The 19741-nt window shown below is 66.5% G+C and carries 20 protein-coding genes; 12 read left to right on the top strand and 8 right to left on the bottom strand.

The window, feature by feature from the left end; all coding sequences use genetic code 11:
- Window positions 1-52 precede the first annotated feature (52 nt).
- The 11 genes from nuoD to THITH_RS09985 all read left to right on the top strand — a co-directional run bounded on the left by nuoD (window position 53) and on the right by THITH_RS09985 (window position 12881).
- On the top strand, window positions 53-1285 hold the full coding sequence (nuoD, locus tag THITH_RS10035) for an NADH dehydrogenase (quinone) subunit D (RefSeq protein WP_006748238.1): 1233 nt from the start codon (window positions 53-55) through the stop codon (window positions 1283-1285).
- Window positions 1282-1746 (top strand): NADH-quinone oxidoreductase subunit NuoE, encoded by a 465-nt coding sequence (nuoE, locus tag THITH_RS10030; protein WP_006748239.1) that lies wholly within the window; start codon window positions 1282-1284, stop codon window positions 1744-1746. Before nuoD ends, nuoE begins: the two co-directional genes overlap by 4 nt.
- 1 nt (window position 1747) lies before the next feature.
- Window positions 1748-3061, top strand: coding sequence for an NADH-quinone oxidoreductase subunit NuoF (gene nuoF, locus THITH_RS10025; protein ID WP_006748240.1), 1314 nt, complete (start codon window positions 1748-1750; stop codon window positions 3059-3061).
- The gene (locus tag THITH_RS10020) at window positions 3052-4482 is read left to right on the top strand and encodes a 2Fe-2S iron-sulfur cluster-binding protein (protein ID WP_006748241.1); all 1431 of its coding nucleotides are present in this window, start codon (window positions 3052-3054) and stop codon (window positions 4480-4482) included. The genes nuoF and THITH_RS10020 overlap by 10 nt, the downstream gene beginning before the upstream one ends.
- Complete coding sequence (locus tag THITH_RS10015; protein ID WP_006748242.1) at window positions 4479-5633, top strand: complex I subunit 1/NuoH family protein; 1155 nt, start codon at window positions 4479-4481, stop codon at window positions 5631-5633. Before THITH_RS10020 ends, THITH_RS10015 begins: the two co-directional genes overlap by 4 nt.
- A gap of 793 nt (window positions 5634-6426) precedes the next feature.
- A complete protein-coding gene (locus tag THITH_RS10010) occupies window positions 6427-7050 on the top strand; it encodes a NuoI/complex I 23 kDa subunit family protein (RefSeq protein WP_006748243.1) in 624 nt (207 codons plus the stop codon).
- Between the two features lie 187 nt (window positions 7051-7237).
- Window positions 7238-7780 carry an NADH-quinone oxidoreductase subunit J family protein gene (locus THITH_RS10005; RefSeq protein ID WP_006748244.1) on the top strand — a complete coding sequence of 181 codons (543 nt, stop codon included), beginning with the start codon at window positions 7238-7240 and terminating at the stop codon, window positions 7778-7780.
- Window positions 7773-8075 carry an NADH-quinone oxidoreductase subunit NuoK gene (gene nuoK / locus THITH_RS10000; protein WP_006748245.1) on the top strand — a complete coding sequence of 101 codons (303 nt, stop codon included), beginning with the start codon at window positions 7773-7775 and terminating at the stop codon, window positions 8073-8075. Before THITH_RS10005 ends, nuoK begins: the two co-directional genes overlap by 8 nt.
- A gap of 15 nt (window positions 8076-8090) precedes the next feature.
- Window positions 8091-9962, top strand: coding sequence for an NADH-quinone oxidoreductase subunit L (gene nuoL / locus THITH_RS09995; protein ID WP_232222188.1), 1872 nt, complete (start codon window positions 8091-8093; stop codon window positions 9960-9962).
- Window positions 9955-11502, top strand: a complete 1548-nt coding sequence (locus THITH_RS09990) for a complex I subunit 4 family protein (RefSeq protein ID WP_006748247.1) — start codon at window positions 9955-9957, stop codon at window positions 11500-11502. The genes nuoL and THITH_RS09990 overlap by 8 nt, the downstream gene beginning before the upstream one ends.
- Window positions 11499-12881: an NADH-quinone oxidoreductase subunit N gene (locus THITH_RS09985; protein WP_006748248.1), complete on the top strand. Its 1383-nt coding sequence runs from the start codon at window positions 11499-11501 to the stop codon at window positions 12879-12881. The genes THITH_RS09990 and THITH_RS09985 overlap by 4 nt, the downstream gene beginning before the upstream one ends.
- An 8-nt stretch (window positions 12882-12889) precedes the next feature.
- On the opposite strand, the gene THITH_RS09980 is transcribed toward THITH_RS09985, so the two are convergent.
- Entirely contained in the window at window positions 12890-13834 is a 945-nt protein-coding gene (locus tag THITH_RS09980) for an ATP-grasp fold amidoligase family protein (protein WP_232222299.1), read from the bottom strand.
- A gap of 89 nt (window positions 13835-13923) precedes the next feature.
- Window positions 13924-14529 carry a hypothetical protein gene (locus tag THITH_RS09975; RefSeq protein ID WP_232222187.1) on the bottom strand — a complete coding sequence of 202 codons (606 nt, stop codon included), beginning with the start codon at window positions 14527-14529 and terminating at the stop codon, window positions 13924-13926.
- 45 nt (window positions 14530-14574) lie between these two features.
- Between THITH_RS09975 and THITH_RS19260 the strand changes: the two genes are divergently transcribed.
- On the top strand, window positions 14575-14751 hold the full coding sequence (locus tag THITH_RS19260; RefSeq protein ID WP_232222186.1) for a hypothetical protein: 177 nt from the start codon (window positions 14575-14577) through the stop codon (window positions 14749-14751).
- A gap of 91 nt (window positions 14752-14842) precedes the next feature.
- Here the strand turns inward: THITH_RS19260 and THITH_RS09970 are convergent, their stop codons facing one another.
- From THITH_RS09970 to THITH_RS09945, 6 genes are read right to left on the bottom strand one after another with little or no spacing between them, the layout of a single operon-like run.
- Window positions 14843-15526 (bottom strand): GNAT family N-acetyltransferase, encoded by a 684-nt coding sequence (locus tag THITH_RS09970; protein WP_006748251.1) that lies wholly within the window; start codon window positions 15524-15526, stop codon window positions 14843-14845.
- Window positions 15523-16314 (bottom strand): substrate-binding periplasmic protein, encoded by a 792-nt coding sequence (locus THITH_RS09965; protein WP_006748252.1) that lies wholly within the window; start codon window positions 16312-16314, stop codon window positions 15523-15525. Before THITH_RS09965 ends, THITH_RS09970 begins: the two co-directional genes overlap by 4 nt.
- 23 nt (window positions 16315-16337) lie before the next feature.
- Window positions 16338-17894: a PP2C family protein-serine/threonine phosphatase gene (locus tag THITH_RS09960; RefSeq protein WP_006748253.1), complete on the bottom strand. Its 1557-nt coding sequence runs from the start codon at window positions 17892-17894 to the stop codon at window positions 16338-16340.
- Window positions 17895-17918: 24 nt separating this feature from the next.
- On the bottom strand, window positions 17919-18263 hold the full coding sequence (locus tag THITH_RS09955) for a slr1659 superfamily regulator (RefSeq protein WP_006748254.1): 345 nt from the start codon (window positions 18261-18263) through the stop codon (window positions 17919-17921).
- A 14-nt stretch (window positions 18264-18277) separates the two neighbouring features.
- Window positions 18278-18847 (bottom strand): slr1658 superfamily regulator, encoded by a 570-nt coding sequence (locus THITH_RS09950; RefSeq protein WP_006748255.1) that lies wholly within the window; start codon window positions 18845-18847, stop codon window positions 18278-18280.
- A complete protein-coding gene (locus THITH_RS09945; RefSeq protein WP_006748256.1) occupies window positions 18822-19709 on the bottom strand; it encodes a GGDEF domain-containing protein in 888 nt (295 codons plus the stop codon). The genes THITH_RS09950 and THITH_RS09945 overlap by 26 nt, the downstream gene beginning before the upstream one ends.
- Between the last annotated feature and the right edge of the window lie 32 nt (window positions 19710-19741).

The following is a 19741-nucleotide window of genomic DNA, read 5'->3' as shown; positions in this document are numbered from 1 at the left end:
CGGATGACGCTGCGCTTTTCCGCCCTACAGCGAATCGTGGGTGTCTTGGCCGATGACGACGCGCGACACCGACGAGACCCTGCGGAACCCGGTGCGGCCGGCGTTCGACACGCCGTCGACCGAGGACGGCGTGATCGTGAACATCGGCCCGTCGCACCCGGCGACCCACGGCACGCTGCAGATCATCGCCGAGCTGAGCGGCGAACGCGTGGTGCGCGCCGACGTGCACTGCGGCTATCTGCACCGCGGTTTCGAGAAGGAGTGCGAGGCGCATACCTGGCACACGCTGATCCCCTACGTCGACCGGCTGAACTACTGCTCGGCGCTGATCAACAACTTCGCCTACTGCGACGCGGTCGAGACGCTGATGGGGATCGAGCTCACGCCGCGCACGCGCTACCTGCGGACGTTGCTCTCCGAGTATTCGCGCATCGCCGATCACATGACCTGCATCGCCGCGTCGGTGATGGAGCTCGGCGCGATGACCGCGTTCCTGTACCTGATGACCATCCGCGACTGGATCTACGAGCATCTCGCGGATCTCACCGGCGCGCGCGTGACCTACAGCTACGGGCGCATCGGCGGGCTCGCGCACGACCTGCCGGAAGGCTGGCTCGAACGGCTCGAGGAGATCCTCGACGAGTACGAGGAATACATCGGTCGAATCCACGGGCTGATGGACCGCAACCGCATCTTCATCGAGCGTACTCGGGACGTCGGCGTGATCTCGACCGAGGAGGCGATCCACTGGGGCTTCACCGGCCCGATCCTGCGCTCGACCGGCGTGCCCCGGGACCTGCGCAGGGACACGCCCTACCTCGCGTATCCGGAGCTGGACTTCGAGATCCCGGTCGGCATCAACGGCGACAACTACGACCGCTACTACGTGCGCATGCGCGAAATGGACGAGTCGGTGCACATGATCCGGCAGCTGATGCAGGGGCTCCCGGACGGCCCGATCAACGTCGACGACCGCCGCTGCACGTTTCCGGACAAGCAGCGCGTGTACAGCGAAATCGAGTCATTGATCAACCACTTCAAGCTGGTGATCGACGGCCCGCAGGTGCCCGCCGGCGAGGTCTACCGCGCGCACGAGGCGGCCAACGGCGAACTCGGGTTCTACCTCGTCAGCGACGGCACCGGCAGCCCGCACCGGGTGCACGTGCGCGCGCCGAGCTTCGTGCACATGGGCGGTCTGCACCGGCTGCTCGAGGGCTACCAGCTCGCGGACGTCGTCTCGACTTTCGGGACGGTGAACATGATCGGCGGGGAGTGCGACCGGTGAAGCACCTGATCCCCGAGTTCGAACGCCTGAAGACGCGCCTGCCGCCGGGCCACGACGCGACGCTGCTGCTGCCCTGCCTGCGCCGGATCCAGGAGGACCGGGGCTTCATCGCCGACAGCGACATCGACGGGCTGGTCGACTACCTCGGCATGCCGCGCATCCAGATCGAGGAGGTGCTGTCGTTCTACTCGATGCTGCGGCGCAAGCCGATCGGGCGCTGGCACCTGCAGGTCTGCCACAACGTGTCCTGCTCGATGCGCGGTGCCGAGCGCCTGCTCGACCATCTGACCGAGCGGCTGCGCATCCAGCCGGGCGAGACCACGCCGGACGGGCGCTTCACGCTGTCTCGGGTCGAGTGCCTCGGCTCCTGCGGCACCGCGCCGGTGGTGATGGTGAACGAGGCGTACCACGAGAACCTGGACCCCGCGGGTCTGGATGTGCTGCTCGAGAGGCTCGACTGAGATGACCGGGCGCAAGGTGCTGATGGGCTTCGACGTGACCGCGGATTCACACACGCTGGCCGCGTACCGCGCGCGCGGCGGCTACGAGGCATTGGCCAGGGCGCTCGAGTCGATGCAGCCCGAGGACGTGACGCAGGAGATCGTCGACTCGGGCATCCAGGGCCGTGGCGGTGCCGCCTTTCCGGCCGGGCGCAAGTGGCAGGGAATCGACCCGCACGACGGCCAGCCGCACTACCTGATCGCGAACGCCGACGAGGGCGAGCCGGGGACCTTCAAGGACCGCTGGGTGCTCGAGCACGACCCGCACGCGTTGCTGGAATCGATGCTGCTGGCGAGCTACGCGCTCGGCGTGCGGCACGCGTTCGTGTACATCCGGGGCGAGTACGACCGGCCGTGGCGTCGGGTGGCCGCAGCGGTCGAGGAAGCCTACGCGGAGGGGTTGTTCGGCGAGAACATCCTCGGCAGCGGATTCTCCTGCGATCTCGTCGTGTTCCGCGGCGCGGGCGCCTACGTCTGTGGCGAGGCCTCGTCGCTGCTCGGTTCGATCGAAGGCACCCGCGCGTATCCGCGCAACCGGCCGCCGCGGATGACCGTGCGCGGCCTGTACCAGGCGCCGACGGTGGTGAACAACGTCGAGACCCTGGCATCGGTCGCCTGGATCATCCGCAACGGCGCGCAGGCGTTCCGTAAGATCGGCACCGAGAAGAGCCCGGGCACCCGGCTGATCTCGGTCTCCGGGCACATCCGCAACCCCGGCGTGTACGAGGTCGAACTCGGCTACTCGTGGGCGAAGTTCCTGCACGAGGACTGCGGCGGGCTGCTCTGCAACAAGGCGCTGAAGGCGGTGATCCCGGGCGGCATCTCGTCGCAGGTGCTGACCGGGAAGGACGCGAAGGTGCTGACTCCGGGCGAGGTCGAGGGCCTCACGCTCGACCACGAGATCCTGCGCGCGGCGGGTTCGTCGCTCGGCTCCGGCGGCATGATCGTGATCGCCGAGGGCACCTGCATGGTGCGGCTGCTGCAGATCATGCTGCGCTTCTACCGGCACGAGTCCTGCGGCCAGTGCACGCCCTGCCGCGAGGGTACCGGCTGGATGCACCGCGTGATCGACCGCATCGTCGCGGGCGAGGGCCGTCCCGAGGACATCGACACGCTCTACCACGTCGCCCGGTTCAACGACGGCACCACGATCTGCGGCCTCGGCGATGCCGCCGGCTACGCGGCGACCGCGATGCTCGACAACTTCCGCGACGAGTTCGAGTACTTCATCGAGCACAAGCGCTCGAAGTTCGGCGGGAACCTCGAATGCCAGTGATCTTCATCAACGGCGAGGCGGTCGAGGCCGGCGAGCACCGCACCGTGCTGCAGGCGGCGCTCGCGAACGGCTTCTACATCCCGCATTTTTGCTGGCACCCGAAGCTGTCGATCGTCGGCAGCTGCCGCGTCTGCGTGGTCGAGCAGGAAGGGCGGGGCGTGAACATCGCCTGCAACATGCCGGTGGTCGACGGCATGCGCGTGCTGACCGATTCCGAGCCGGTGCAGGCTCAGCGCAAGGCGATGCTGCAGTTCATCCTGCTGAACCACCCGGTGGACTGCGGGATCTGCGACAAGGCCGGCGAATGCACGTTGCAGGACTACCACTACGCGTACAACGGCGAACCGGCGCTGTCGCACGACCCGAAGCTGCACGCGACCAAGTTCTTCCCGCTGTCGGAGCGGATCATCCTCGACAACGAGCGCTGCATCCTCTGCTCGCGCTGCGTGCGCTTCACCCGCGAGGTGTCGAAGTCGAACGTGCTCGGGATCGAGTATCGCGGCGATTCGTCGCTGGTGCGCCCTGCCGAGGGCCGCACGCTCGACGACGATCCCTACTCGGACAACGTGATCGACCTCTGCCCGGTCGGGGCATTGCTGTCCCGCTCGTTCCTGCACCAGGCGCGGGTCTGGTACCTGGAGCCCACTCCCTCCGTGTGCCCCGGCTGCGCGCGCGGCTGTACCGTACAGCTCTGGCATCGCAAGCCCGAGTGGCGGGTGAAGGGGCTGGACCCGACGCACAACACCCGGATCCTGCGGGTCACGCCGCTGGAAAACCCGCGCGTGAACGGGCCCTGGATCTGCAACAAGGGACGCGACCTCCCGGCATTGCTGGAACGTCCGCGCGCCGAGCAGGCGCTGCAGAAGGGCGCCCCGGTGACGATGATGCAGGCGATCGAGGCCGCGCGCGCGCTGATCGCGGGCGCGAACCGAAAAATCGCGCTGGTCTCGACCTGGGCGTCGAACGAGGAACTGCGCGCGTTCCATAATGCGCTCGGCGCGAATTTCACCAGTTTCACCAAGGCCGACCACCTCCCGGCCGAGGGCGAGGTGGTCGAGGACGAGCTGCTGATCCGTGCCGACAAGAACCCGAACACGCGCGCCGCGCAGGCGCTGTTCGGCTCCGATCCGGCCGAGATTCCCGACGATGCCGACCTGATCCTGGTCTGGGGTGAAGGCGTGGACTTCGCGGGTTTGCCGCGCGGCGCGAAGATCCTGTTCCTCGGTTCCTGGCTGCTGCCGGAAAACGGGCATGCCGACGTGTTCATTCCGCTCAGTATCCAGACCGAGCGGCGCGGCCACTACACCAACTTCGACGGCGTGGTCAGCGCCTTCGAGCCCTGCCGACCGCGTCCCGACGGCGTGATCGACGCCGAGACGCTGTTCCCGCTGCTCGCCGCTCCCGGCGGGGGGCCGCGATGATCCAGGACCTGGTCGTGCATGGCGTGTTCATCGTCTACGCGGTGTTGATGCTGATGACCGTCGGGCTGATCCTGACCTGGGTCGAGCGCAAGCAGGCCGCAATCATGTCGGACCGGATCGGCGCGAACCGCGCGTACCTGCGCATCCCGTTCACGCAGGTGAAGCTGGTCTGGTGGGGTCTGTTCCACGGGTTTGCCGACGGCCTGAAGATGCTGCTGAAGGAGGACTGGCGGCCGAACTCCTACGACCGGGTCGCCTATGCGCTCGCGCCCTGGTTCGCGTTCGTGCCGGTGCTCGCGGTGTTCGCGGTGATCCCGTTCGGCGGCGAATTCGTTCCGGGCACCTTCTTCGGCTGGTTCGAGGGGCCGTCGGAGTGGTTCGGCGAGCGCAGCTACGCGATGCAGGTCGCGCCGCTCGACGCCGGACTGCTGATCGTGTTCGCGCTGGGAGGCATCGCGGTGATCGGCGCGATGCTGGCCGGATGGTCGTCGAACAACAAGTTCTCGCTGCTCGGCGCGGTGCGCGCGGGCTCGCAGATGATCTCCTACGAGGTGGTGATCGGGCTCACGGTGATCGGCCTGATCCTGATCTACGGTACGGTGAACCTGGTCAGCATCGTCGAGCAGCAGTCGGAGCTGCTGTTCGGGTTCCTGCCCGCCTGGGGGATTTTCCTGCAGCCGTTCGCGGCGATCCTGTTCCTGGTCGCGGCGCAGGCCGAGAACCAGCGCATCCCGTTCGACCTGCCCGAGGCCGAGTCGGAGCTGATCGCCGGCTACTTCACCGAATACAGCGCGATGAAGATGGGCCTGTTCATGTTCGCGGAGTTCATCCACATCGCGATCATCGCCGCGCTGTTCACCACCTTGTTCCTTGGCGGCTACAACCTGCCGTACATGAACGACGCGGGTCTCCTGCTGCCAGGCGGCATCGAGATCGCGCTGCCGCACGTGCTGGTGGTGATCCTGCAGATCACGACCTTCTGGGTGAAGGTCTTCCTGATGTGCGGGTTCCTGATCCTGGTGCGCTGGTCGTTGCCGCGCTTCCGCTACGACCAGCTGCTGCGTTTCGCGTGGCGCTTCCTGCTGCCGCTCGCGCTGATCAACCTGGCCGTGACCGCGATCGCCGTCTGGGCGCTCGGGGGGATGGGCTGATGATCGCCACGGTTCAGAGAGCACGGGTCTGGAGTCCCCGGATCTGGCGTGATCCGGGCGCAGGCCTTCCGGCTGGCGGATCGACGCTGACGCAGCGGGGTGGGGGATGGACGGTCCCGGGGTGGTCGGGTCCGGACGCGCTCAAGCCATCCCTGGGCGCTCGGAGTCGGCCATCCATGGCCTCCTACGGTCCGCACCCAGCCGCCCCGGGACCGTCTCTGGCGGCGGGGGCTGACTGGGGACAGCCGGACCCGCTCAAGCCGTCCCTGGGCGCTCGAAGTCAGCCATCCATGACCTCCTGCGGTCCGGTTGTCCCCACCCCGGACCCACCCCCGAAGGTTTGGAAAGGACCACAAGACCGGAGGGCCGAAAGGGTGTGCGGATGCGTAGGGCGGAAGAGGCCAAAGGCCGTCATCCGCCGCAGGGCGCCGGGGCGTGCCGGAGCGTGCGGTGCCCAGGTCGTGCGCCGCACGGCGGATGACGCTGCGCTCTTCCGCCCTACAGGGTGCCGCGGCACGGATGTAGGGCGGAAGAGGCCGAAGGCCGTCATCCGCCGCAGGGCGCCAGGGCGTGCCGGAGCGTGCGGTGCCCAGGTCGTGCGCCGCATGGCGGATGACGCTGCGCCCTTCCGCCCTACAGGGTGCCGCGGCACGGATGTAGGGCGGACGAGGCCGAAGGCCGTCATCCGCCGCTCCGGCGCCTGGGCCTGCACTGCGGGATGCGGTTTCCCCCGCAGCGCTGTGGCGGATGACGCTGCGCTCTTCCGCCCTGCGCAGTGGCGTGGGGGGCGGGTATGAGCGCACCGCAACCCGGACAGCCCGGTGGCCGAGAGACCCGGCCAAAGGTGATCGACCGGCGCCGCAAGTACTGGAACGAGCCGAAGCTCGGCTGGTGGGAGCGCTTCTATCTGTTCGAGGTATTGCGCGGGCTTTCGATCACCGGCGGCGTGTTCCTGCGCAACATGAGGCGCTGGATGACAGGCAGGAAGGGGGCCTTGACCGCGTATTACCCCGAGGAGATCCGCACCGACTACGCGCGGCACAACCGCGGCAAGCACGTGCTGACGCAGCGTCCGGACGGACGCCCGCAGTGCATCGCCTGCAATCTCTGCGCGACGGTTTGCCCGGCGCGGGTGATCGAGATCGAAGCCGGCTTCGACCCCGACGACCCCGCGCATCCGAAATACCCGGAGCGCTTCGAGATCGATTACTCGCGCTGCATTTTCTGCGGCTTCTGCGTCGAGGTCTGCCCCGAGGACGCGATCCGGATGGTGCCGACGGTCCCGGGTTTGCCGGTGCCGGACCGTCAGGAGGGGATGTGGCTGGGTAAGCAGGAACTACTGAACTGGCAGCCGGCGCGCGACCCGGCGAAGCCCTATCCGCCGAAGCCGGTGTCCGGGAACGGGGGTTCGCGATGACGATCGCGTTCGTTGGTAGCGGGTTCCGTTATCCTGGGAGGCGTTCTGGGTTGGGATGCGCGCCTGCGGCACGTTCGCGTGCAGGGCACGCTCCTGCGGCCTACCAGGACACCTGCAGGAGCGTGCCCTGCACGCGAATCGGCGTTCCGATCGTTCCCGGCGTCATACCAATAAACGGGGGTCAGGAATGACCATCGAGACGCTGTTCCTGAGCATCTTTTCATTCGGCGCGCTGGCCGGGGCGGTGGCGATGTTCTTCCTGCGCCACCCGATGCGGGTCGCGCTGGCGCTGATCGGCACGATGCTGTCACTGGCCGCGATCTACGCCCAGCTCGGGCTGCACGTGATCGCGGTATTCCAGGTATTGATCTACGTCGGCGCGGTGATGGTGTTCATGATCTACGCGATCATGCTGCTCGACGTGCGCGACCGTTCGTTCACCGAGCGCTTCTCGCCGCTGCTGGTCGCGGGCCTCGCGGGTCTGCTGCTGCTGGTCGCGGTGCTCGTCGACGGGCTGTTGCGCGGCGAGCCGGTCGTGGCGCCGGTGGTCCGGGAGGACGCGTTCAGCGTCGGGGCCTTCGCCACCGCGTTCATGGACCAGTTCTGGGTGTACTTCGCGCTCGCCGCGGTGCTGCTGCTGGTCGCCGAAATCGCGGCCAGCGCGGTGATCGACATCCGCCGCCGTAGCCAGGGGCTGCCCGGGGCCAGCAGGGAGAACCGTGATGGATGACGCCCACCTGCTGCTCGCGGTCTCGGGGATGCTGTTCACCCTCGGCCTGGTCGGGGTCGTGGTGCGGCGCAACCTGCTCGTGATGCTGATGTTCCTCGAGCTGATGCTGAACGGCGTGCTGCTGAGTCTCGCGGTGTTCACGCATCTGCTGGGTGCGGACGCCGGCGCGGTGCTGATGTTCCTGGTCTTCGTCGTCGCCGCCGCCGAGATCGCAATCGCAGTGCCGATCGTGCTGCTGCTGGTGCGGGCCGGGCACACGCTCGATCCCGGCAGCTACGTGGGATTGAAGGGATAGCGCGCGATGGACGGGATGCTCACTTTACTCGTGCTGCTGCCGCTCGCGGGCTTCCTGCTGAACGGTCTGCTCGGCGGCCGGCTCGGGACCGGGTTCGTGAACGTGGTCGGCGTCGGCCTGCCGTTCCTGGCGTTCCTGGTCGCGCTCTGGGCGTGGCGCACATTGGAGGCGGGCGGCGGCGCGCCGATCATCGAGACGGTGTTCACCTGGGCGGTGATCGGCGAGTACAGCTTCGAGGTCTCGTTCTACCTCGACCGCCTGAGCGCGGTGATGGCGCTGATCGTGACCGGCGTCGGCGCGCTGATTCACCTGTACTCGATCGGCTACATGAAGGGCGACGAGGGCTACGCGCGCTACTTCGCGTACCTGAATCTGTTCCTGTTCTTCATGCTGCTGCTGGTGCTCGGCCGCTCCTTGCTGGTGCTGTTCGTCGGCTGGGAGGGGGTGGGCCTCGCGTCCTATCTGCTGATCGGCTTCTGGTTCCAGGACGTGGCGAAGGCGCGCGCCGGGCGCAAGGCGTTCATCACCAACCGGGTCGGCGACGCCGGTTTCCTGCTCGGCATGTTCCTGGTGTTCGCGTTCGCGGGCACGCTGGAAATGGACCGGATCAACGAGGCCTTCGGCAGCGGGCTGATCCCGGCGGGCATCGCGACCGCGGCCGGGATCCTGCTGTTCATCGGCGCGACCGGCAAGTCCGCGCAGATCCCGCTGCACGTCTGGCTTCCGGACGCGATGGCCGGCCCGACACCGGTCTCGGCGCTGATCCACGCGGCGACGATGGTCACCGCGGGGGTGTACCTGGTCGCTCGGCTCTCGGGCGTGTACCTGGAAGCGCCGGCCGCGTCGACGCTGATCGCGGTGATCGGCGTGCTGACCGCGTTCCTCGCCGCCACGATCGCGCTGGTGCAGACCGATATCAAGAAGGTGCTGGCGTACTCGACCATCTCGCAACTCGGGTTCATGTTCCTCGCGCTGGGCGTCGGCGCCTACGGCGTCGCGGTGTTCCATCTGTTCACCCACGCATTCTTCAAGGCGGCGCTGTTTCTCGGCGCCGGCAGCGTGATCCACGCGATGGGCGGGGAGCAGGACATCCGCAAGATGGGCGGGCTCGCGCGCCGCATCCCGTGGACCTTCGGCACCTTCGCGGTCGCGACCGCCGCGATCGCGGGCCTGCCGCCGCTGGCCGGCTTCTTCTCCAAGGACGAGATTCTCTGGTTCGCGCTGGCGAGCGGGCAGGGGGGCACGCTCTGGCTGTGGGCGCTGGGATCTCTGACCGCATTCCTGACCGCGCTGTACATGTTCCGTCTGCTCTGGCTGGTGTTCTTTGGCCGCTCGAGGGTCGAGCCCGAGGCCGAGCGCCACCTGCACGAGTCGCCGGTGACGATGACCGGCGTGCTGGTGGTGCTCTCGTTCTTCTCGGTGATCGCCGGATGGTTCGCGCTGCCGCAGTACCTCGAGCCGCTGCTCGGGCTGCCCGAAGTCCGGTTCGCCTGGGGCGGTTGGCATGTGCTGCAGGTGATCTTCGCGGTGCTGCTGGCGCTGCTCGGGCTGGTGGCCGCGGCCTGGCTCTACCGCGACGGCGGCCGGCCCGCGGAGGCACTCTGGCAGCGCTTCCAGCGCCTGCACCGTGTGCTCGCCGGGAAGTACTACGTCGACGAACTGTACGACCGGCTGCTGCAGCGTCCGTGGTTCTGGGTCTCCGACCGGGTGTTCCTGCGCCTCGGTGACCGCGTGCTGATCGACGGTTCGCTGCACGGCCTGGCTGCGCTCGCGCGCTGGAGCGCGGCGGCCTTCACCCGTGTGCAGAGCGGCAGCCTGCACTGGTACGCGTGGATGACGCTGCTCGGCCTCGTCGCGGTGCTGATCTGGGTGTGGCGCCATGTCTGAAGCGACTGCGCTGAACCTGCTGCTGTTCCTGCCGGTGATCGGCGGCGGGCTGCTGCTGCTGTTGCCCGAGCGGCGTCCGGACCTGGTGCGCGGCCTGTCGATGCTGGTGCTGAGCGCGCAGCTCGTGCTGGCCGCCTGGCTGTACTTCGAGTTCGAGGCGGGCGTGTCGGGGCTGCAGTTCGAGACCCGGATCCCGTGGATCGCCGCCTGGGGCGTGCATTACCACATCGGCCTCGACGGCCTGAACCTGCTGCTGGTGCTGCTGAGCGCGTTCCTCGGTCCGCTGGTGGTCGCCGGCGCGTTCACCGCGATCACGAAGGACGTGAAGCTGTTCCATGGAATGGTGCTGTTCCTGCAGTTCACGATGCTCGGGACCTTCCTCGCCCAGGACCTGTTTCTGTTCTACGTGTTCTGGGAAGCGATGATGATCCCGATGTTCCTGATCATCGGGATCTGGGGCGGCGAGCGCCGCATCTACGCGACCGTGAAGTTCTTCCTGTACACGGCCTTCGGCAGCATCCTGATGCTTGCGGCGGTGGTGTACCTGGCGTTCACCGTGCTGAGTCAGGAAGGCACCCCGTCGTTCGCGATGGCGGATCTCCAGCTGCTGGAGCTGGCGGTGCCGGTGCAGGTATTGCTGCTCACGGGCTTCGCGCTGTCCTTCGCGATCAAGGTGCCGGTGGTGCCGCTGCACACCTGGTTGCCCGATGCCCACGTCGAGGCGCCGACTGCGGGCTCGGTGATTCTGGCCGGGGTGCTGCTGAAGATGGGCACCTACGGCTTCCTGAAGCTCGGTTTTCCGCTGTTCCCGGACGCGGCGCAACTCCTGACCCCGCTGATCATGACGCTGGCGGTGGTCAGCATCCTGTACGGCGCCGGTCTCGCACTGGTGCAGGACGACATCAAGAAGATCATCGCGTATTCGTCGGTGAGCCACCTCGGGTACGTGATGCTCGGGCTGGTCAGCTACAACCTGATCGGGGTGCAGGGCGCGATCATCCAGATGGTGAGTCACGGACTGGTCGCGGGCGGGCTGTTCCTGATGGTGGGCATGATCTACGAGCGCTGCCACAGCCGCGACCTGGCCGCGTACGGGGGGCTCGCGAAGCTGCTGCCCGTGTACTCGGTGTTCTTCATGATTCTCACATTGGCCGCGATTGGTCTGCCGACGACCAGCGGTTTCACCGGTGAATTCCTGGTGCTGCTCGGCGCCTTCCAGTCCGCGTGGCCGCAGTTCGAGCAGGGCCTGACCTTCCCGCTGGTGCTGGTGTCGGCGGCGGTGCTCGGCATCGTGCTCGGTGCGCTGTACATGCTGCGTCTGGTGCGCCGCCTGCTGTTCGGCGGGCCGAGGGTGCCGGAAGCGGACGGGGGCATATTGCGCGATCTGAGCCTGCGTGAGATCGGGATCCTGGCTGCGCTGGTCGCCGCGATCTTCTACATCGGCCTGTTCCCGAACGACTTCCTGCAGAAGACCGAGCAGGCCGTGATCGAGTATCAGCAGCGTGTGCTGCCCGAACGGGCCGGGGAGGTGGCGCGATGACGCCGGAAGGCCTGCTGCTTGCCGCGCTGCCCGAGCATCTGCTGCTGCTCGGGATCCTGCTGATCCTGGTCATCGACCTGGTCTCGAGCCGGCCGCGCGATCCGTTCCTGCCGGCGCTGGTGACCGTGCTGGCCGCCGCCGGCGCGGCCTTCTGGCTGCACGGGACCGGCCACGCCGCGGCGCCGTTCCCGGGCCACTTCTCGGTGGACGCCGACGCCCTCGCGGCGAAGACGCTGCTGTTCCTGCTCACCGTTCCGGTGCTGGTCCTCGCGCGCGGTGAACGTCACGACAGCCGCTTCGCGATGCTGCTGCTTTCGTCGCTGTACGGGGCCGGCCTGATGCTGTCGGCGGACAGTCTGCTGATGCTGTTCTTCGGGCTCGAACTGCTGTCGCTGCCGCTGTACGCGCTGGTGGTGCTCGCGTACCGCCGCCCCGAGAGCGCCGAGGCCGCGTTGAAATACCTCGTGCTCGGAGGTGTCGGCACCGCGGTGTTGCTGATGGGGCTGTCGCTGACCCTGGGCGCGACCGGGGGGCTCGGGGCACCGGACTTCCGCGCCGCACTGGCGGCCGACGACATGCTCGCACGCGGCGCGGTGGTGCTGGTGGTGGCCGCGTTCATGCTGAAGGCCGCCATCGTTCCGTTCCACGCCTGGGCGCCCGACGCCTACGAGGGTGCGAGCGTGCCGGTCACCGCCTACATGGCGGCGATCGTGAAGGCCGCGGTGCTGCTGGCGCTGGTGCGCCTGTTCGGCGAGGCATCCGCCGGCCCGGAACTGCTCGCAGTGATAGTGGCGCTGTCGCTGCTGTCGATCGTCTGGGGCAACCTGGCCGCGATCCGCCAGCAGGGCTTCCGGCGGCTGATCGCCTACTCGTCGATCGCCCATGCCGGCTACCTGTTCCTCGCGCTGCTGGGCCCGGCGGAGGCGCGCTTCGAGGCGGTGGCCTTCTACGTGATCGTGTACGCGCTGACCACCGTGCTCGCGCTGGCCTGCCTGCCGAGGGGTGACGACTGGCTGCGCGACCGGCTGAACAGCCTGAAGGGTCTCTACCACCGCGACCCGCGCGCGGCCATTCTGATCGCGGTGGCGATGCTCTCGCTCGCGGGGATCCCGCCGTTCCCCGGATTCATCGCGAAGTTCCTGGTGTTCCGCACGGTGATGGAATCGGGGCTGGTCGCGGTCGCGGTCGTCGGCCTCGTCGCCAGCTATCTGGGCATCTACCTGTACCTGCGAGTGATCCGCTACATGTTCATGAATCCTGCGGCCTCGCACCCGCGCACCGAACCCGCCGGCGGTTTCGCCGTGGCAGCCGCGCTGGCGACGCTGGCAGCGGTCCTGATGGTCGGCGTGTTCCCAGGCGTGGTGCTCGGCTGGCTATGACGCGGAGGTCACCGGCAGCCGTCGAGCGGATCGGCGCGCGTGCCGTGGCCGGAGCTGGGTGAACGCTCGAGCGCCATTCGCAGCCATCGGGCATAGCGGCCCCGCCATCCCGCCTGCGGGGCCGACAGCAGCCAGGAGCACCGGATATCCCATGCCAGCCCCAGCGCGTGCATGCACTCGGGGCGGGAGTTGGTCATCCGGCCGGCCGACGGGTAGACGGTGAGCTCGCCGCCGAACAGGGTGTCGTCTGCGGCGAAGAAATCGACCCGAAGGTAATCGGTTCCCTCGGCGACCCGAGCGGCCGCATCCATCGCTTGTGCGTAGCAGGCTGGTAGGGCGAAGTCGCTAGGCAATGCCCGCGCCGAGTCGCTGGCCGCCACCGAGTTGGTGACCGGTAGCCGCGTACCGTCCGCGTCGAAGATGGCGGAAAGCGACTGGCCTGTCTTTTCGCGAAGGTAGACCACGGTGTAAAAGACCCGCCCGTGAAAGACGTGCACTTTCAATTCGACGAGTTCGTCGGGTGGGGTCGCCCGGATCCGTTCTTCCACGAACAGTTGCGGTCGGATTCCGCGGTAAGCCCATTCGCCGAGTTGGTGCGAGTAGTCGGTTTGGAGCCAGCGGTGCGCCTGTTGCCGGAAGATCTGAGGATCAGGGGGCGTAAGGGTCGGAAACCAGGTGAAACCGCAGCCATGGTTGGCCTTGATCACCACGCCGTCTTCCGACAGAAAGCGTGTGGGCATGTCCTGCGGAGCATCCCCCTGCCAAAGCACTGCGGGGAGACGCAGTTCGGGGCAGCTGCGCTGGAAAAGTGCCTTGCTCGCCAGCTTGTCCGAGAACGTCACGAACAGCGGATTGTGGTCAAGGATCATTCGCCAGAGCATCTTCTCGTTGTAGGTCCGGGGAATCAAAATCTGCGGGAGGTGGCCCAGTTCCCGGACGAATCGGAACACCATCACGGGGTGTCTCGCGTATACGACGAAGTCAGCCAGGCGCAGAAGCGCGTCGACAGATCGCGGGCGGAGCGTGGTGCGGCCCCCAAAGGTCATAACGCTGCTGCGGGAGGCGGGTCGATCGCGAGTTGAACCAGTGCGGTCGCGTATCGGTGCCGGAAGTCGGGGAACTGGCGTGTCCACCAAGTGGCCACGTCGCGGGTGTTCAGCTCGATCGCGACCAACTCGCCATCCGGCCGGCGCATCAGATCCACGCTCACATAGCCGAGGCCGCGCGCCATCAGCTGTCGGCTCAGCGTGCCCAGCCGGTCGCAAAGCGCTGCGGGCAGGCTGATGCATTCGCGGTCACCGTAGGCGCCCTTCAAGCCGCGGTAGATGCCGCCGTTGAACACCTCGCTGAGAGGCGGCGCCCGGCTGATCCAGGCGATCGTCACGTGGCCGTTGAAGAGTTCTGCCTTGTAAACCGTGCCATCCTCGGTGTTCACCTCGCGGCAGAAGATGTCGCGCTCGGCGTGCCAGCGAACTCGCCACAGTGCACCACGTGAGAACGCCCGGACGCCGCGCCCGCCACCGGTGAACGAGGGTTTGAGAATCAGCCGGTCGACATTCCAGGACGTAAACAGACGGCGCACGTCCCGGCGTGTTCTGGCTAGTGTCCAATTCATGGTCGGGATGCCGGCCGCTTCGATCCATGCCATCGATTCCGGGCGGGGCACGGGGCGTCCGGTGTAGGCCACGCCCGGATGGACGAAGCCGCGGGGCAACGACCCGTTGCTGACTACGAGATCGGTGTCTCGGATTCCCCGGATCCGTTCGCGCGCAAGGTTCAGCGCGAAAGCATCGATGCCCTGCGCGCGAATTCGGCTGACCAGATCCGCAAAGAGGTCGGCCGACACTTCAGGGCGGAGTCGATTGAGTAGCACGAGCCGTTGCACAACGACATTCTGCCAATGGTGCGCCGTGGATGCGACCTCTTGGGCGGTCGCCAGCAGGGCGGTGGTCGGAGCATGTCTACTGGCCAGGGGTCCGATCGCAACTGGAATCCAGTTGCCGGATCAGTTCCAGCGTTGCGATGCCGTCGCGCCCAGGGATCGTCTTGGCGATACGGAAACTACATGCCTTCGCGGACCGCAGCGAGACCGGATGATCTTCGCGCACGCGGGCGGTGATCGCGCTCAGCCCGGCGGCAGAGAAATGCCGGATGGAGAGCCGGTGCATCGCGGTGGCGATCCCGACGTTCCGGTATTGCGGTGCGACACCGATAAAGGCGGCGTGGATTACCCCACCGCGCGCACCGCTTGTCTCGAAATAGAACATCTCGAACCCTACCGCCTCGCCGGAGCGGTTCTTGACCACGATCAATAGCGAAGGTCCGCGCAGGCGGTAGAGCCATCTCCGCCAAAGTGTCATGTCGGCACGGCCGCGCAGGTTCCGGTGGAGCACCCGAATGCCCGGCAGATCATCGGGATCGAGGCCGCCGATCCGGTACTCTCGGAATGTGGCAGGTTGGATCACGGGCAACCGCCGGCTTGCCAGCAGGTTGCGCGCAAGGGAGATGGCCCAACGGCTATGGCAGGCAATACGGCCTGTGAGCCGGCGCCAGCTGGGGCCGGGGGGTGCGGTGGGACGAAGAGCCGGCGCTTCTGGCAAAGCGATCTGGTGCCGAACTTTCCGCATGGCCCACCAGAGGGTCATCTGGGTCCGAGGTAGCTTCGCGTAATGCGTTCTACTGTGCCGTCGGCGAGCAGGGCATCCAGCGCGGTCTGCAGTCGGGCGAGGGCAGTTGGGTTGGTGTCCGGGTGGCAGGCATAGCCCATTACGCCTTGCTGAAGCACGAGCAGAGGTTCGTAGGCGTAGGGATCCATGTCCAGCCGGCGCATGTTCCAGCGGGCGGTGTCGATGTTGTAGGAAATCAGGTCGAAGCGTTGGCCTTGCAACATGCGCAGCAGGATGCGCCACGAGTCGGTGCGCACGACGGTGCTGTTGGCACCCGCCTGTTGCAGCAACTGGTCGCCGATATCGTCGCGGACTACGCCCACGCTGTACGGGGCGAGATCATCGATGGAGCGGATTTCGAACTCCCGTTCCACCGGTCCGATGATTGCGTTCCTCGCAGCGACCAGCGGCTCGATGAAAGTGAACAGTTCCCGGCGCGCATCGGTGATCGTGGTCGAGAACAGGCAGGTTCCGGGGTGGTCCTGGGCGATGCGGTACCCGCGTGCCCAGGGCAGAACCTCGATGTCGCCGGGTGCGCGTTCGTGCCCCAGGCGGTCCCACATCGCGACCAGCACATCCACCGCGATCCCAGTGGGTACTCCGTCCGCGCCGGTGTAGTTGTAGGGCGCGAACTCCTCGGTGATCCACTGGATCTCGTCAAGGGCCTTGGCGGCTGACTGGGGGAAGAGGCCGCCAGCCAGCATCAACAGCAGCAGGCCCAGTGTTGCGCCCACCATCTGCCTGTTGCAATCACGGATCCTGCGCATTGCGGTGCTCCCGATTACGTCTGTTATTGCTGTTTGAGGATGACCAGCGTGAGGTCGTCGTAGAGTTTCTGTGTCCCGATGTGCCGCTTGACGTCGTCGATGATCGCATCCTTGATGGTCTCGGCGGTGCCGGCGCGATGCGCCGAAATCACCGCTTGCAGACGATCGAGGCCGTACAGCCGATGCTCGGGATCGGCCGCCTCAGTGATGCCGTCGGTGTACAGCACTACGACATCGCCCGGATCCAGCGCCACCGTCGCCTGTCCGACGAACTGCGACATTTCTTCGACCAGGCCGATCGGGAAGCCGAGTTCATCCGTGTCGATCACCTCGAGCGTTCCGTCACGGCGGGCGACGATCACCGACTCATGCTGGCCGCTGATGCGCAGCTGCCCCCGCTCCGGGTCGGCGCGTTCCGAACCTCGCGGCCGGTAGTCGAGCAGGGCCAGCGTCAGATTCTTGCCTGAGCCCATTCTTTGCACGTTGTTATAGATCGTGCTGTTCAGCACTTCCATCACCCGCACGATATCGCTCTCGCGGCTGGTCAGCAGGGTGCGTACCGCACTCTGGGTCATCAGCATCACCACGCCGCTCTCGAGCCCATGTCCGGTGACATCGCCGATCCCGATGCGCACCCCGTCAGGGTGGCTCAGGACGTCGTAATAGTCGCCGCCCACCTCGGCGGCAGGCTCCATAAAGGTGGCGATGTCCAGCCCCTCGATCGCGTCGAGTTCTGCGCGGGACGGCAGCAGGATCTGCTGGATTCGACGCGACACGTCGAGTTCGGCGCCGAGCCGCGCGTTCTCGTCACGAGCCTTGTCCCGCTGTTCCAGTCCGTTCTGGAACGCGTGCATCAGGTTGTCCAGGCCCCGCACGATCTGGCCGAGTTCATCGCGGTCGTGGAACCGGAACGAAGGGACGGGCCATTCACCCGGCTGGCCCGGGTCGGTTCGTGTGATTGCGCTGTGCAGGGCGAGCAGCGGGCGCGTGATCATGAAATAGAAGATCACCACGACCAGTGCCGAGATGACCAGGGCTTTCGCCAGACCGAGAACCACGATCATGAAACCGCGTTCCATGAACCGGGCCGCGATCTCGGCAGAATCCAGGGTCACTTGCAGGGTGCCTACCGTCGTGCCCGCGGCGCCCGGTCGCAGGCCGTGGCGCAGTTCGATCGCGTACTCAGTGATATCCCCGAACAGCCGTTCCACCAGCGGACCCGCCGGCGGTACATCGCTGCGGTCGCGTCGCGCGATGGTGCCCCCGAAATTGTCGCTGAGCACCACCTGCTGCATTTCCCGGTGGGCGAACAGCCCGTCCGCCACCTGTGCGGCCAGATCGTCGTTGAACTGGAATGCGGCCTCGGCCGCAGTGCCACGGACGAGTTCCAGCGTACGCCAGGTGTGTTCCTGGATCTCGGCACGCATCGATCGCCAGTCCGCGCCCAGTTCCACCAGCCCTGCCGCCAGCCCGAGCAGCAGCACGATCACCAGGGTGACCGCGGCCTGGCGGAAGGTCAGCCCGGCAGTGACGGGGATCTGCGGCCCGGCGTCACCTGCCGCCGGCTTGCGTGCATGCACGTGAGGGTTCCTGGGGCATGGGCGTTATTCGAAAGTCAGTTCGAGTGCTGGCATCAACCGCTTGAGGTTGTTCAGTGACTTCCCCTGCCAGGCGATCGAACCCGATCCGCGGATGGTGAGCCTGCAGGTCTGGCGGTTGCGGGCATTGATCACGAACTTGGACAGCGTGGCAATTCCCGAACTGTTGAGGAACTCGAGTTCGGTCAGATCCAGAGTCAAGTCCGAACAGTCTGTCAGCGCGTCCTCGAGCATTTGGGACAACGGGGCATACTCCGAAAGGCCGCCGAGACGCAGAGACCCACGCAGGCAGACGCAGCGATCCGCAGCGTCGTACTCGATTGAATATCCTTCACCTGCAAGAGACGGCATTGGCGGTCGCTCCATCAGATTTTCAGAATCACCTGGGTGGTCACGCGAAAGCTGTCGTTGCCGAGGGGTTCGAAGCGCCAGGCGAGTTCGGCATCGTAGTCGTTGATCATCGTCAGGTAGCCCAGGCCGCCGCCGTTGCGGTCATCGCCGTGCTCGAGTTGCTCGATGTAGAGTTCTCCAGGATCGCTCGAGAGCAGCCGGCGGACGAAGTCCCGGAACGTGTCGGTGGCTCTTGCCCCAGCCGAGTTGCTCTCCTGAAAAAGGATCTGGTCGGCCCCCAGCAGGATCTGCATGGTGATCGGCTCGGACACCGAGTTGTCGTGGAACTTCATCGCGTTCTCCAGCATTTCGTTCGCGATGAAACTGACTGCGCCACGAACTTCGTTCCGGCGCTGGCGCGTACCGGGATCGTTGTCGTCCAGCGGGAAGAAGGTGGTCACGTAGTCACCCAGAAAATCGGCGGACAGGCCGTTGTTGCGCCAGCGCTGCTGCAGCGGCACCGAGCCCGGCCAGAATGTCAGGTTAAGGGTCTCGGTGTCGCGGCTGTGCTTGATGGTTCTAATTTGGCCGTATTCTTCCATCATGCGTATCCCCCGTTGACACTGTTCCGCTGACGACCCGGTTTCGTCCCTGCTGCTTGGCCTGGTAGAGCAGTCGATCCACTTCGGCGAACAGTTGTCCCTCGTCGTCTCCGCGAGGCACCGTCGCAGCGACCCCGATGCTCAGCGTGACACGGCCTCCGAGCGGTGAAGCCTCGTGCAGCAGATCCGCTCGTGCCACGGCCTCGAGCAGGCGGTCGCCGACCCGCCTCGCGCCGTCCGTGTCCGTATCGGGCAGCAGCACCACGAACTCCTCGCCCCCGTACCGTGCCACCAGATCACCCTCGCGCTGAACCTGGTTCCGGAAGATGTCGCCGATCTGCTGCAGGCACTCGTCCCCTGCCTGATGCCCATAACGATCGTTATAGGCCTTGAAAAAGTCCACGTCACAGAGCGCCATTGCAAGGGGCTTTTGCTGGCGACGCGCACGGATCCATTCGCTGGCTATCGTTTCGTCCAGCTTGCGCCGGTTGGCCAGGCCGGTCAGGGGATCCTGGCGTGCCGTGCTCTCGGACTCGATGTAGCGCCCTAGCCATTGCAGATCCATCTGGTCGGCGTGCTCGGTAATGGTCTGCAATACCAGCTCCAGGTCGCGGCTCTTCTGGGTGATGGTGGCGACAAGGTCGCGCAGCTGGCGCTCGATCTGCCGCCGCTGCTGCACTTCTGCCTGCAGTTGCCGGTTGGCCATCTCCAGCTGGGACTCGATCGCATCACCGTGTTCCACCGCGGTCGTCAGCGCGATCTCGAGGTCGTCGCGCTCCTGACGGAGCCGGTCCACCGTCGCATTCAGCTCCGCCAGCGTCTGCTCGATATCGAGCACCTGCACGTACGGGTTGCTAAGTCCCATCGATCCGGTGCCGGCAAACGCTATGGTTGTGG

The sequence above is a fragment of the Thioalkalivibrio paradoxus ARh 1 genome (genome assembly GCF_000227685.2).
Classification (GTDB): Bacteria; Pseudomonadota; Gammaproteobacteria; order Ectothiorhodospirales; family Ectothiorhodospiraceae; genus Thioalkalivibrio; species Thioalkalivibrio paradoxus.
This window is presented reverse-complemented; position numbering and strand designations above follow the sequence as displayed.